Raw genomic sequence first — 12,937 nt, forward strand, 5'->3', positions numbered from 1 at the left:
CCCTTAAGATTCGTTCTTAGGGGCATTACCTGTACAAAAACTCCCGGGGGGACCACGTGACCGAAACCATCCGCACCGCAACAACGCACGACGCCGGCAAGCTGGCTGACCTTGCCGCCGTCACCTTCCCGCTGGCCTGCCCGCCGGGCTCGTCAGCGGCTGACATCCAAGCCCACCTCGAAAAGACGCTGAGCGAGGCCAACTTCACGGACTACCTCGCCGACGCCAACATCACCGTCCTGGTGCTCGACGACGACGGGCAACTCCTGGGCTACACCATGCTGATTGCCAAGCCGTCCACCGACCCCGACGTCGCCTCGGTACTTTCCGCCCTCCCCTCCACGGAATTGAGCAAGTGCTACGTCCACCCCGACCACCACGGCAAGGGCGCCGCATCGCAGCTCATTAAGGCTTCGTTGGCCAATGCCGCAGACAAGGGCGCGGCCGGGGTGTGGCTTGGCGTCAACAGCGAGAACGCGAAAGCCATCCGCTTCTACGAGAAGAGCGGCTTCCAACGGGTAGGCACCAAGTCGTTCAAGCTCGGCAACACCGTGGAACATGACTACGTGATGGAACACCGGCTCTGAAAGCGGCTAACCGAACAAATCCCCGGCCAGCTGCGGCCGGGGGTCGGATCGCAGTTCGAGCCCGGCCGGCAGCCCGGTCACGGTCCCGGACGACCCGGAGGCTTGCACCGTGATCCGCGAGCGCCCCAGCAGCACGTTGTCTGCGCGGAACGAACCGTAGGCGTCGGGCAGTATCGGCGCCAGGTGGAGCACATTGCGGGTGAAGTCCGGATCGAAGCGCAGCAGGATCCGGGCCAGTTGTACGGGTGCCGCAGCCGCCCACGCTTGCGGGGAACACGCCGTCGGATACGGAACCGGCTCCGCAAAGTCGCTGCGGTCAAAGCCGCAGAACAACTCCGGAAGCCGACCGCCAAAGTGCTCGGCGGCGTCGAACAATCCACTCGCAATCCGGCTGGCTTCCTTCACGAAGCCGTACCGCATGAGCCCGGTGGCGACCAGCGCGGTATCGTGCGGCCAGACGGAGCCGTTGTGGTAGCTGACGGGGTTGTACGCGCCCATGTCCGAACCCAACGTCCGGATGCCCCACCCCGTAAACATCTCGGGCGACATCAGCCGCTCGGCCACCAGCGGCGCCTTGTCCTCGTCCACAATGCCCACCCACAGGCAGTGCCCCATGTTTGAAGTACAGGAGTCTACGGGCTTCTTATCCTTGTCCAGCGCCAGCGCAAAGTAGCCGCGGTCCGGTAGCCAGAAGGCCTCGTTGAAGGCGGCTTTCAGCGCTTCGGCACGGTCCGCGCATCGGCGTTCGACGGCGGTGTCCCCCGCCGCGCGCGCCAGCAGGGAACGCCCGACGTACGCCGCGTAAGCGTAGGCCTGCACCTCGCAAAGGGCGATGGGTGTCTCCGCCATCCGGCCGTCCGCGAAGTTGATGCCGTCCCAGGAGTCCTTCCATCCCTGGTTCACCAGTCCATGGTCGTTTGGCCGTTGGTATTCGATGAAGCCATCACCGTCGCGGTCCCCGTACTGCTCCATCCATTCGATGGCACGGTCGGCGTGCGGCAGGAGGGATTCGATGATGTCCGCGCCGAGCCCCCATCTGCTGAGCTCGCCCAGCGTGGACACGAACAGGGGTGTCGCGTCTGCGGTTCCGTAGTAGGCGGTCCCGCCGAGAGCCAGCCCGGCCGTGACACCGAGCCGCACCTCGTGGGGCATGCGTCCGGGTTCTTCCTCGGAGTCCACGTCAACCTTGGTGCCCTGCAGCGCTGCCAAGGTCTGCAAGGTTCCGGCTGCAAGGTTGGGATCCACCATCAGCGACATATAGGAGGCCAGAAGTGAGTCGCGGCCAAACAGCGCCATAAACCACGGTGCCCCGGCGGCCACGGCGGCGCGTCCTGGATGGGCGGGGTCGAAGATCCGCAGCGAACCCAGATCGCGTTGGCTCCGTTCCAGGACTTCCTCCACGTTGGCATCAGTCACAGCGATCCGGGGTACGTGCTCTTCCCAGGCCGCGTGGCGCCGGACGCTGGGGGTGTGGTGCAAAGGCGTGGTCTCGGTAAAGGGATCGTGGGGCCCCTCCCCGTTGACCAGGGGGAGCGCGATGATGCTGGTGGACCATTGGCTGCGCGCCGGGATTTTGACGTGGAACCTCAGCCCCTCATCGGAGACCTTGGCGCCGGAAGCCCGGAAAGCCACTCCCCTGCGTTGGCCGCTGGAATGGAGGGAATCGATGTGCAGCTCTTTTTTGTGCGCTTTCCTGATGGGTGTTCCTGCTTTATTGGTCCTGCCGCCCTTGACGTCGAAGAGGTCCGCCAGATCGGCGTCGAGCAGCAGTTCAATCTCGCACGGGGCGTCCTGTCCCGAGTAGTTCCTGATGGTGATGTCATCCCGCAGGCCTGCACCCACATGCCGTTGATGATGGACCACCAAGGGGCTGTCGAACCTGCCGTCGGCCGAGCACGCCCGGCCCACGTACTCCGCTTGGAAAGCGGTGGGGTTCCGGGCCACCAGCGGTTCCCTCAGCGCCCCGTTGATCCGCAGGATCCAGCGCGACACGATCCGTGTGTCCTGGTAATACGTGCCCTGGGATCCACCTGCATGGATGTCACCCGAGTGCGAGGAAATACAGAAGGATGAACCTTCGACGACGGTGACGGCACCCAGCTCTGACGCTCCGGCTTCAGTGTCTTCGTTCCAAGCGGTCATGGCCAACAGGCCTCCTCGGGAGTCTTCCTTGAGCGCAGGCCCTACAGGGCTTGCCTCTGATTTTCTTGCAACAGACTCCTTCCGGAAAGAGGCCCAGCCGAAAATTGTTCGATGACTTTGGCGTAAAGGTCCAAGTGGTCCGCAGCCATCCGGGCGGAGCTGAAGGACTCCTCCACTGATCGTCGGCAGGCATCCCGGCTGAGGAACGGAACCCGTTCTACGCAGGCCGCCAACTCGCGGGGAGAACCCACAAAACCCGTGATTCCGTGCCGGACAATCTCCGGCGCGGCACCCATCGGGGTGGCAAGGACAGGGGTACCCGTGGCGAGCGCTTCGATCATCACCAACCCAAAAGGTTCATGCCACTGGATGGGGTTGATCAGGGCGAGCGCATCACCCATCAGCTCGAATTTCTCCGGATCCGAGAGCTCTCCCAGGAACTCCTCCTGATGTCCGAGGGCCGGCCGCACCACGTCACGGAAGTACTCTTGCTCATCCTTGGCGTGCATCTTTGCCGCGATCTTCAGTGGGACGCCGGCTTCCCGGGCAACGGCCACGGCCTCCAGGAGTCCTTTGTCCGGGCACATGCGGCCCACAAAACAGGCATATCCTCCGGCTCCCCGCCCTATGCTGACCGCCGACAGGTCGATTCCGTGGTGGATGACGGCTGTGACCGGTACGTCCCGGGTCCTGCTGCATTGATCGTGGGAGATCGCGATGATGGCGGTGTCCTGTGCCATGACGCGGTAAAGGGGCGAGTACATGGGCGACAACGGCCCGTGGATGGTGGTGACAACGGGGATGCCGGCGGGTCGATGCGCGTAGAGCGGTCCGGCCAGGGTGTGATCGTGGATGACGTCCACGTCCTGCATCCCTGCATAGGCCCGGATGACGTGCCCAAGTTCGCTGAACGTCTGTCCCAGTTCCTCCGGGGCTGAGGGGCCAAAGCCGGGTACCTGGGGCACCGGGCAGGTGCTGTCCGAGGCGGTTGCCAGCAGGACATCGTGTCCCGCGTCCGCCAATGCCCGCGCGAGCGCATCAACTACGCGCTCTGTTCCGCCATATTTTTCTGGTGGCACGGTAAACCACGGGCCAACGATGAGTCCAATGCGCATGCTGGAGCCTCCGCGCAAACCCCCCAGTCCAAGGGCTGGCTTCATAACCCATTCCAAGAGTATGGGGGCTGCGACCTGACGGCAACGGGTGAGCAAAATAACAGCCGTGTAAGGAATGCTCCGCCGGCCCAACGGGTTGACCACAGCATGAAGATTGAGATCTGGTCAGACGTCGCGTGCCCGTGGTGCTACATCGGCAAGCGCCGTTTCGAGAACGCGCTGGCACAGTTCCCTCACCGTGATTCGGTGGACATCGAGTGGAAGAGCTACCAGCTGGACCCCTCCCTTCCGGAGCACTACGACGGAACGGAACTGGATTACCTGAGCCAGCGCAAGGGTATGGCTCCGGAGCAGGTCAAGCAGATGTTTGCCCATGTCACCGAGACTGCCAAGGGCGAAGGCCTGGACTACCACTTCGACAAGGTAGTGGTGGCCAACAGCTTCACGGCGCACCGCCTCATCCACCTTGCCGCTTCCCACGGCCGCCAGGACGCAGCCAAGGAGCAGTTGCTCAGCGACCACTTTGAGCACGGCAAGGACATCGGCAACCAGGAGTACCTCACGGAACTCGGAGCCTCCCTTGAACTTCCCGCTGAGGAAGTTGCCGAGCTCTTCACTTCCGACAAGTTCGCGGATGCCGTCAACGAGGACATCAACGAGGCCCGCGCCATCGGCGTGACCGGCGTCCCGTTCTTCGTCATCGACCGCAAGTACGGCATCTCCGGAGCCCAGCCCGCCGACCTCTTCACCGAGGCACTGAACCAGGCCTGGCAGGAAGCCAACCCGCTGATCCCGGTCGGCGCCTCCGACGCCGAGGCCTGCGGCCCGGACGGCTGCGCGATCTAGCCAACCAACCGTCGTCGTGTCTTACCCAACCAAGTAACAGCAAACGTCGCTATGAGTGCTCATAGCGACGTTTGCTGTTACTCAGTTGGGTACGGGGCTAGCCTTTCACCACGTCAAGCTCGACGACGGCCCAGGACAGTGCGGGCAGCGTCAGGCGAAGCTCGGAGCCAGTCGCCTTCACACCTTCCAGAGCTGTCAGGCCAACACGGCCCGGCTGATCCTGGCTGTTGATGGTCAGACGATCGCCGCCCTCAGGAATTTCGAGGACTTCCGCGCGGAGCACCTGGCGGGCGTCGAAACCGCGCAGGGCAACCTCGACGTCGGCCGCTTCTTCCAAGCCGCGGTTCGCGAAGAACAATGCAACCCGGCCTGTTTCCTCGTTCCACGTAGCGCTGACATCCACCAGGTCAGTGTCGCCAAACCGTGCATTCGAGTACTTGTCCGAGTCCACCGAGAGCCTCAAAATCTGGCCCTTGGCGAGCTCGGCCATGCGGGCGAACGGGTGGAAGATGGTCTGCTTCCACGCCGGCCCGTTCTCTTCCGAGAGGATCGGTGCGATCACGTTGACCAGCTGCGCCTGGTTGGCGATCTTGACGCGGTCACCGTGGCGGAGCAGCGAGTTGAGCAGAGTGCCCACCACCACGGCGTCCGTCACGTTGTACTTGTCCTCGATGACGCGGGGGTGCTCGCGCCAGCCGGCCTTGGCCACGTTGTGCGGCTGGTCCTCGGTGTCCAGGCCGCGCTGGTACCAGACGTTCCACTCATCGAAGGAGAGATTGATGTGTTTCTTGTGCTTGCCCTTGGCGCGCACAGCGTCCGCGGTGGCCACCACTGACTCAATGAAGTAGTCGGTATCGACGGCGGAGGCCAGGAAGCTGCCCACGTCGCCTTCGTGTTCCTGGTAGTAGGCGTGGAGGGAAACGTAGTCCACTTCGTCGTAGGTGTGGGTGAGGACGGTCTGCTCCCACGCACCGAACGTAGGCATCGAAGAGCTGGAACTGCCGCAGGCCACCAACTCAAGCGAGGGGTCCACAAAGCGCATGGCTTTGGCGGCTTCCTGTGCCAGCCGGCCATACTCGTCGGCGGTCTTGTGGCCGATCTGCCATGGCCCGTCCAGCTCGTTGCCGAGGCACCAGAGCTTGATGTTGAACGGGTCCTTGTGACCGTTCTTGGCGCGGAGGTCGGACAGGTAGGTTCCGCCGGGGTGGTTGGCGTACTCCACGATTTCGCGGGCAGCGTCCACTCCCCTGGTGCCCAGGTTGATTGCTTCCATGATTTCCGTGCCGGCCTGCTTGGACCAGTCCACAAACTCGTGCAGGCCAAAGGCGTTGGTCTCTACGGTGTGCCAGGCACCGTCGAGCCTGCGGGGCCGTTCGCTGACGGGGCCGATCCCGTCTTCCCAGTTGTAGCCCGAGACGAAGTTGCCGCCAGGGTAGCGGATGACGGTGGCGCCGAGTTCCTTGACCAGCTTCATGACGTCCTGGCGGAAGCCGTTTTCGTCAGCTTCGGGGTGCCCGGGCTCATAGATGCCGGTGTAGACGCAGCGGCCCATGTGCTCCACGAAGGAGCCGAAGAGTCGTCGGGGTACCTCGCCAATGGTGAAATCGCGGTCGAGGGTGATGCGTGCGCGGGACATGGATCTCCTTGGTTGTGTTCTGAAAACTGTTGTTCTGAATCTTTTGCTTGGCTAAAAGGTGCCGTGTCAGGTTCCGGCGAGTCCCGTCGTCGCAACGCCCTTAATGATCTGGCGCTGGAAGAAGAGGAAGACCACTATCAGCGGCAGCGCGGCGAGCAGCGCGGACGCCATGTTCTGCGCGTACTGGATGCCGTAGGCGCTCTTGATGGTTTGCAAGCCGACCGGGAGGGTCAGCAGGTTGCCGTCGTTGGTGGCGATGAACGGCCACAGGAAGTTGTTCCATGCGCCGATGAACACGAAGATCGCGACGGCGGCCAGGATGGGCCGGGACAACGGCAGGATGATTTGGGTGAAGATCCGCAACCGGCTGGCACCGTCCATTACTGCTGCTTCTTCGAGCTCACGCGGGATCTGGTCGAAGAACTTCTTCAGCACGAACACCATGGCCGGGTGGATGACCTGCGGCAGGATGATGGCCCAGGAGGTATCGATCAGGTTCAGCGCCAGCATTTGGTAGAACAGCGGGATGATCAGCACGGGCGGCGGGATGATGATGGACGCGATGATCACCGTCATCAGCACCTTCTTGCCCTTGAAGTCGATCCTCGAGAGCGCGTAGGCCACCAGTGCCGAGATCACCAGGGTGATGGCCGTGATGGCCGCCGAGGTATAGAGCGAGTTCCAGGTCCAGAGCGGGATGTTGCCGTCCTGGAACACCTTGACGAACGCTTCAGGAGTGAAGCCCGACGGCGGCAGCCAGGTAACGTCCGGAGCAGCGGCATCCGTCTCGGTCTTGAAGGCAGTGGCCGTGGCCCATGCGAACGGGATCAGCCACAGTACGGCAATGAAGGCCGCGACCACGATGGCCGCGATCCTGCCCACCGTCAGCTTCTTGCGGGGCTGGCGGATCTTGGGACTGTTACCGGTGGTGGCGCTGGGCGCGGGACGGGTCAGGGTAGGGGTTGCCATGGTTATGCACTCCTGCGGCGGGTGATGACGAACTGCATGACAGAAACAACCACGATCAGTCCGAAGAAGATGTAGGAGATGGCTGCGGAGTAGCCCAGCCGGTAACCGGTGAACCCGGTTTCAAAGATGTACTGCACCACGGGGCGGGTGGATCCTGCCGGCCCGCCTGCGGTCATCTGGTAGACCTGATCGAAGATCTTCAATGACGCCAGGATCTGGAGGAGCACAATCATCACGGTGGTGGGGGTGAGCTGCGGCAGCGTGATGGAGAAGAACTGGCGCCAGGCTCCAGCGCCGTCCAGGGATGCTGCCTCGTAGTGCTGGGCGGGGATGTTTTGCATGGCGGCCAGATAGAGCAGGAAGTTGAAGCCCACGGTCCACCAGAGAGTGGCGATGACAATTGCCCACATGGCCACGTTGGGGTCATTCAGCCAGGCAACCCGAGGGAGACCGATGCCGGTGAGGAACTCGTTGATCAGGCCAAGCTGCGGGTTGTACATCCAGGTGAAGAACAGCGAAACCACGGTGGAAGCCAGCAGGTAGGGCGCAAAGTAGGAGAGCCGCCACAGCCACTGTGCCGGAAGCCCCACGTTGAGCAGGGCTGCCATGACCAGGGCTACGAGGACCAGGGGTACGGTACTGATCACCGTGAAGTAGAGGGTGTTGCCCAGGGAACGCCACATATCTGCGTCGGCCAAGGCCTCGGCGTAGTTGGCGAAACCGATCAGGCTGTCGTTGGCCCCGGTGAGGGACTTGCCCGTGAGGCTCATGTAGAAGCCGTAGAGGATGGGCCAGACGAGGAAAACGAGGAAGAACACCAGGAACGGGGCGGCGAATCCCCAGCCGCTCAGGTTGCTGCGGGTGCGGCTCCCGGGTTTGCGCAGACTCTCCGGCCTCGGCCGGGACAGCGTAGAGGTACTCATTCAAGAACTCCTTTGGTCGCTCGGTACGTGGGCCGGTTAGACCGGGTTGGGACGGGAGAGGAGGGTGTTGGTGCGCTGTTCGAAGGCATCCCATCCGGCGGAGGCCTTGTCCCTGCCCAGGAGGACGTTCTGCACGTTCTCCGCGAAGTAGGTCTGCCAGTCCGAGCCGGAGCCACTGAACCAGGCCTCGGGATCGTAGGCGATGATGTCCGCCGCGTTGGCGTAGTGGATCTGAGGAGTGAGTTCGCGGTACGCCTGGGACTGGACCACGGGCTGGTAGCCGGGGATGTGTCCGGCTTCTGCCCAGGACAGCGATCCCTTCAGGACGTCGGTGACAAACTTGTAGACGTCCCTGCGCTTGTCCTCGTTGACGTTGAGTTGCCGTGGCAGGACGAACGAGTGCGAGTCGGCGTAAGACGCCGGTGTCCCGTACAGCGTGGGAATGGTGGCCGCGTCAACGGGAATGCCGGCCTTCTTCATGGTGGGCAGTTCCCAAACACCGCTGAACAGCATCCCGGAACCGCCGCGGGCGAACTCGGCGATACCGGTGCTGATGTCACCGGCCTGGGCTGCGATTGTGTCGTCAAACAGGGAGGCCATGAATTCCAGCGACTCTATGGCCGCGTCCCGGTCCACCTTCATAGGCTGGCCCGGCGTCAGTTCCATGTCCACGCCGTGCTGCTTGTAGAGCGTGTAAAACAAGCGCCACATCTGCGATCCACTGCCCAGGTAGCCGAAGGACAAGCCGTGGGCCTTGGTGACTTTCTGCATTTCCAGGGCCATGGCCTTGAACTCGTCCGGCGAGCTCACCTCCTGAAGCTGCCCGTTGCTGCCCAGAACGCCCGCTTTGGCTGCGACGTCCGTGTTATAGAACATGACGAACGGGTGCGAGTCCAACGCGATGGAGAAGACCTTGCCGCCATGCTGGCTCTTCTCCCAGATTCTGGGAGCAAAGTCGGATGCCGTCACGCCATTCTCGGCGAGAAGGTCCAGGTCCCACGGATCGATGAGTCCGCCCGGGGCGTAGCCGGGAACCCTGCTGGCGTGCATGATGGCCACCTCGGGTGGGCGGCCTCCCGCCGATGCCATAGCCAGTTTGGTGTAGTAGGGCGGCCCCCAGGCCAGCACTGTGGGGTGCACCTTGAAGCCCGGATTGGCCTGGTTGGCGGCGTTGATCATGGCCTGCATCTTGATGCCATCACCGCCGGAGAGAAGGTGCCAGAACCCGATGTCCTGCACCGCGGCGGCCTGGGCGGCCCCTCCACAACCGCTGAGGCCTGTTGCCAGGAGTCCCCCGCCAAGAAGGGCAGATCCTGTCAATAACTGTCTCCGGGACAACTGCTTCCCGGTCAAAGATTCAAACTGCTTCACCCGTCACTCCTTTGGATGGGTCCGCTGAAAGGTCACTGCTGCACTGCGGTGTTGCTGCGTTGTTGCTGCGTTGTTGTTGCTGCGCTGCATAGCTGCTGCACCGCTTGAAGTCCGGCTCCGGCGCGTCTCCACACTCGGGTATATGGTGGCCCGGGGTGACGCAGGTCTCACATTACATCGATGTAATGAGCGGGGCAAGAGAAAATTGTTAGCGCACACAATTTAGTGGACGGCTCTCGTTTCAGGCCTTGCTGCTGTCCCGCTCCACGATGCTGTAATCCACACTGACAACCCGCTGCCCATGGGCCCTGTCCCCCATGCGCTCCGTCAGCAGACGCAGGGCTTCGCTGGCAATGGTTCGCTTATCAAAGGAAACCGTAGTCAGCGAAGGGACGGCGTAGCGGCCATCGGCAATGTCATCGAAACCCGCAACGGCGATATCCTCGGGTATCCGCAAGCCCCTCTTCCAGAGAACGCTCAGGGCACCAATCGCCATGGAGTCGGTGAAGCAGAAGAGAGCTTCCGGAACAGGGTGCTGATCCAGGTAGGCGTCCAGGGCTTTGGCGGCCGTTTCGGGCGTCCACTTTTCGCAAGGAATCAGCAGTGATTCATCCCTGGGGATACCGAGGATGTCCAAAGCGGCTTCATACCCCTGAGTACGCTGGATGGCTGCCGCAGATCCTCGTCCCTGGGTGGTTCCAAGGACCGCAATGCGCCTCCGCCCGGGCTTGGCCAGTGCCAGCGTCATGTCCCGGGCCGCCGTCAGGCTGTTGACAAAGACCCGATCGGCCAGCTGCTGCGTCACCTCGCCCAGAAGAACCACAGGGGGCAGGGCAACTCCAACCTTGACCGCACTCTCATCCAACACCACGGGGTTGAGGATCAATCCGTCGATCAGGTTGGAGCGCGCCCGCGTCATCAGCTCCTGCTCGCGGTCAGGGTCCGAGCCCGTTTCCTCGATCTGGACAATCCAGCCCTGCTCATGGGCCACCTCCACAATATGGTGGGCCACCTCCGCCGAGTACGGTGTTGCCAGGTCCGGCAAAGCGAGGGCAATAACCCCGGAGCGGCCATTCCGCAGTCCGCGCGCAGAAAGATTGGGTACGTAATCCAGTTCCGCCATGGCCTGTTCAACCCGGAGCCGGGTAGGAGCACTGACAGGTACCACACCGTTCATCACGTTCGAGACCGTTTTGGGCGAAACCCCTGCACGGCGCGCCACGTCCTTGACCGTTGCGCGCAATACGCCCCCTAGCTACAGTGTTCACCGGCGCTGCGATTGACCGGTTTTCCTTGATGCTACGCGAATTTTGCCCCCTGGATGCAGCGCCCCCGCGCCAGCTACGGCCAACGCGAGGGCGTATGGTGCCATCCCGGACCCGCGGGCAGGCCGCTCTTAGCTAGCTTTCAAAGGCCGCACGGAAAGCCGCCAGTGCAGCATCCCCTGCTTCCACGCCGGTTCCTCCGGCGGCATTCGCTTCCAGACCGACGACGCCCGTATACCCGACGTCTTGGAGAGCAGCAGCGACGCCCGGGTAGTTGATCTCCCCCGTCCCCGGTTCGCACCGGCCTGGAACGTCGGCCACCTGTATTTCTCCCACCCAGGGCAACGCGGCCCGGACCAGTTCGATCAGGTTCCCCTCGCCGATTTGGGCGTGATACAGGTCCAGCATCATCCTGACGTTGGGGTGGTCAACCGCCGAGACCAGCGCCAGGGTGTCTTTTGCCCGCGCCAACGGGATTCCCGGGTGGTCCAGGACGGTGTTCAGGTTTTCCAACGCGAAAACCACCCCGTACTTTTCACCCAACACCCCCAAACGTTCGAGGGTGTTCCTGCCCGTGAGCCACATTTCGCCGGTAGAACGGTGAACGGGCCGCACGGCCCGGCCACCCTCGCCCAGCTCCGCGGGGTGGACCACCATGCGCTCAATGCCGAGTTCCAGTGCAATCGGAATCAACTTCTCCGCCGATGCCAGCACTTCATCGGCGCTTTCGGGATCAGTGAGGCTGCCGCCAAAATAGCCGCTCATCGAGGAGAACCGGGCTCCCGTGGATGCCAAAGCCGCGATGTCCCGGCCGCGGGTGTCCCACAACTCCACCTCGAAGCCTTGCCCGTGAATCCTTTCCACCCGCTCCGTCAACGGCAGCTCCCCGTAGAGCATTTCGGCGCAGGCAGCCAGGCGGAAGCTCATGCTTTGGTCCCGGCAGTGAGAAGTGCAGGCTCTGCGGCCTGCAGTGCGGCAATCGATGCCACCTCCACCGGCAGCCCGGTCTGAGCCGAACGGGAGGCGGCCAAGGCAACGGCCAGCGCGTTCCGTGCGTCCACTGCACCGGCAGCCCGGACGGTTCCAGAGGCCGCCTCTGCCGCGCCTTCGCCGCCGTCGCGGTCCGCCTTGACGGCATCCACGAAGTGCACCAGTTGGGCCGTATAGGCGTCATGAAAGAGGTCTACGTTCAGGCGGACCGTATCCGCATGAATACCGGCGGCAGTGTAGCTCGTGGCCGTGCTGGCTTGAGGGCCTCCGGCCGTCACCATTCCGGCGGAGCCGAACACTTCTCCCCGTATGTCATAGCCGTAGAGGGCGTTGAAGTTGGCTTCGGCCACGGCTATGGCTCCATTGCTGTAGGTGACGGTGACCACGGCAGTATCCAACAGCCCGCCCTCTTTAGCCTCGGGAGCTACCAGCGCGTCGGCCACTGCATGGACTCGAACGGGGACAGCGCCAGGGTTCAGCCAGTTCAAGGTATCAAAGTCGTGGATGAGGGTCTCAAGGAAAATGGTGCCGGGTGCAATCCGCTCCGGATTGGCAATCCCGTCCCGGCTGCCCGGATCACGGGTCAAGGAGCGCAGCAACTGCGGGGTTCCCACAGCCCCCTGGTCAATCAACCTGCGGGCGGCAGCGAAGTCCTCAGCGTAGCGGCGGTTGAAACCGAACTGGACCACCACGCCTGCAGCCTCTGCCGCTTCCAGAGCCTCGTCGAGTTCTTCCAGGGTCCGGCCACCCGGCTTTTCGCAGAAGACATGCTTTCCAGCACGCGCTGCCGCGGCTATCAGCCCGGAATGAAAGCGGGCCGGAGCAGCAATGAGAACAGCGTCCACCTCGGGGTCATTCAGGACATCGGTGGGGTCAGCGCTGATTTTCCCGACGTCCAGGCGGTCGGCCAAAGCCTCGACGGCGGGAAGGGACGGATCCGCTATTGCCTCTAACCGGGCATGGTAAATGCGTCGCGCGACGGACTCGGCGTGGAATCTCCCAATCCACCCCGCCCCGATCAGGCCAATGCGAACGGGCCGGTCTTCACTGACCGGATGCTGAAGGTATCCCATGGTAGCTCCTGAAGATGTTC

At 63.1% G+C, this 12,937-nt stretch carries 11 protein-coding genes; 2 read left to right on the forward strand and 9 right to left on the reverse strand.

Features of this window, described 5'->3' with window-relative positions:
* Positions 1 to 56: 56 nt before the first annotated feature.
* On the forward strand, positions 57 to 587 hold the full coding sequence (locus ACIQLI_RS00395) for a GNAT family N-acetyltransferase (protein WP_354229080.1): 531 nt from the start codon (positions 57 to 59) through the stop codon (positions 585 to 587).
* 6 nt (positions 588 to 593) lie between these two features.
* Here ACIQLI_RS00395 and ACIQLI_RS00400 read toward each other — a convergent pair whose 3' ends face one another.
* Together ACIQLI_RS00400 and ACIQLI_RS00405 are read right to left on the reverse strand one after the other, a co-directional pair.
* The gene (locus ACIQLI_RS00400) at positions 594 to 2,729 is read right to left on the reverse strand and encodes a glycogen debranching N-terminal domain-containing protein (protein ID WP_400383849.1); all 2,136 of its coding nucleotides are present in this window, start codon (positions 2,727 to 2,729) and stop codon (positions 594 to 596) included.
* 41 nt (positions 2,730 to 2,770) lie between these two features.
* The gene (locus ACIQLI_RS00405; protein ID WP_400383852.1) at positions 2,771 to 3,844 is read right to left on the reverse strand and encodes a glycosyltransferase family 4 protein; all 1,074 of its coding nucleotides are present in this window, start codon (positions 3,842 to 3,844) and stop codon (positions 2,771 to 2,773) included.
* Positions 3,845 to 3,991: 147 nt separating this feature from the next.
* Between ACIQLI_RS00405 and ACIQLI_RS00410 the strand changes: the two genes are divergently transcribed.
* The gene (locus tag ACIQLI_RS00410; RefSeq protein ID WP_400383854.1) at positions 3,992 to 4,690 is read left to right on the forward strand and encodes a DsbA family oxidoreductase; all 699 of its coding nucleotides are present in this window, start codon (positions 3,992 to 3,994) and stop codon (positions 4,688 to 4,690) included.
* Between the two features lie 97 nt (positions 4,691 to 4,787).
* Here ACIQLI_RS00410 and ACIQLI_RS00415 read toward each other — a convergent pair whose 3' ends face one another.
* The 7 genes from ACIQLI_RS00415 to ACIQLI_RS00445 form a co-directional block, all read right to left on the reverse strand.
* Positions 4,788 to 6,326 (reverse strand): alpha-N-arabinofuranosidase, encoded by a 1,539-nt coding sequence (locus ACIQLI_RS00415; RefSeq protein WP_354229072.1) that lies wholly within the window; start codon positions 6,324 to 6,326, stop codon positions 4,788 to 4,790.
* A gap of 66 nt (positions 6,327 to 6,392) precedes the next feature.
* Positions 6,393 to 7,295, reverse strand: coding sequence for a carbohydrate ABC transporter permease (locus ACIQLI_RS00420; RefSeq protein WP_400383857.1), 903 nt, complete (start codon positions 7,293 to 7,295; stop codon positions 6,393 to 6,395).
* A gap of 2 nt (positions 7,296 to 7,297) precedes the next feature.
* A complete protein-coding gene (locus ACIQLI_RS00425) occupies positions 7,298 to 8,218 on the reverse strand; it encodes a carbohydrate ABC transporter permease (RefSeq protein WP_089593642.1) in 921 nt (306 codons plus the stop codon).
* A 36-nt stretch (positions 8,219 to 8,254) separates the two neighbouring features.
* The gene (locus ACIQLI_RS00430; protein WP_400383860.1) at positions 8,255 to 9,589 is read right to left on the reverse strand and encodes an extracellular solute-binding protein; all 1,335 of its coding nucleotides are present in this window, start codon (positions 9,587 to 9,589) and stop codon (positions 8,255 to 8,257) included.
* 241 nt (positions 9,590 to 9,830) lie between these two features.
* Entirely contained in the window at positions 9,831 to 10,832 is a 1,002-nt protein-coding gene (locus ACIQLI_RS00435; protein WP_400383863.1) for a LacI family DNA-binding transcriptional regulator, read from the reverse strand.
* Between the two features lie 157 nt (positions 10,833 to 10,989).
* Entirely contained in the window at positions 10,990 to 11,781 is a 792-nt protein-coding gene (locus ACIQLI_RS00440) for a TIM barrel protein (protein ID WP_400383866.1), read from the reverse strand.
* Positions 11,778 to 12,917, reverse strand: coding sequence for a Gfo/Idh/MocA family oxidoreductase (locus ACIQLI_RS00445; protein ID WP_400383869.1), 1,140 nt, complete (start codon positions 12,915 to 12,917; stop codon positions 11,778 to 11,780). The genes ACIQLI_RS00440 and ACIQLI_RS00445 overlap by 4 nt, the downstream gene beginning before the upstream one ends.
* Between the last annotated feature and the right edge of the window lie 20 nt (positions 12,918 to 12,937).

Origin of the sequence: Paenarthrobacter sp. NPDC091669 (genome assembly GCF_044756725.1) — a bacterium.
GTDB classification, from domain to species: Bacteria; Actinomycetota; Actinomycetes; order Actinomycetales; family Micrococcaceae; genus Arthrobacter; species Arthrobacter bambusae_C.